This is a genomic window from Aeromonas sp. 601027 (genome assembly GCF_049174455.1).
Classification (GTDB): Bacteria; Pseudomonadota; Gammaproteobacteria; order Enterobacterales; family Aeromonadaceae; genus Aeromonas; species Aeromonas veronii_A.
Genome location: NZ_JAAKTN010000036.1, coordinates 1 through 559, shown reverse-complemented (window position 1 = coordinate 559; position 559 = coordinate 1). Strand labels below are relative to the sequence as shown.

Here is a 559-nt window from a genome sequence, read left to right as displayed (position 1 = left end):
CAACTGCCTCAACTGCCTCAACTGCCTCAACTGCCTCAACTGCCTCAACTGCCTCAACTGCCTCAACTGCCTCAACTCATCATTCACCTATATGTTCTTCTATAGAAGTAAGCGCTGTTCCCAAACCACTGCTGAGTGGTGAATGGTTAATGGTTGGATCACTTGGCGTGAACATCGTCAGCCAGCTGATATCGCCCTACATATACCCATTTGCCCAATTGCGGACGTTTTCCCTTGTAGGGTCTCAGTCGCAAGTCCATCTTGGCCTCCTTGTTTTCGGCCATTCTAGCAATCCTGAATTGGTTTCTGTGGATAAGTTTGTATAAAAGCTGTGGTTGGAGATGAATAACTAAAAAAGTGCTATTTTTTGCAATTTTATTGCCGATGAGGGGTTGCCAGAAAGAATCTGTTCCCTATAATGCGCCTCCATCGACACGGCAAGCGGCAACGCAAACAACCTCGTCGGTAACCTCGAAAAGCCTTTGAAAATAAGGCTTGACTCGAGAAGGCGGTTGAGTAGAATTCCACTCCCGCAGCAACACACTGTTGCGTCGCTCTT

Annotated in this window: 1 pseudogene; it reads right to left on the bottom strand. The window is 47.2% G+C overall.

The features are described 5' to 3' along the window. Nucleotides 1-173: 173 nt before the first annotated feature. Nucleotides 174-284: pseudogene (locus G5193_RS21720) on the bottom strand (gamma carbonic anhydrase family protein); the annotation flags it as partial. Between the last annotated feature and the right edge of the window lie 275 nt (nt 285-559).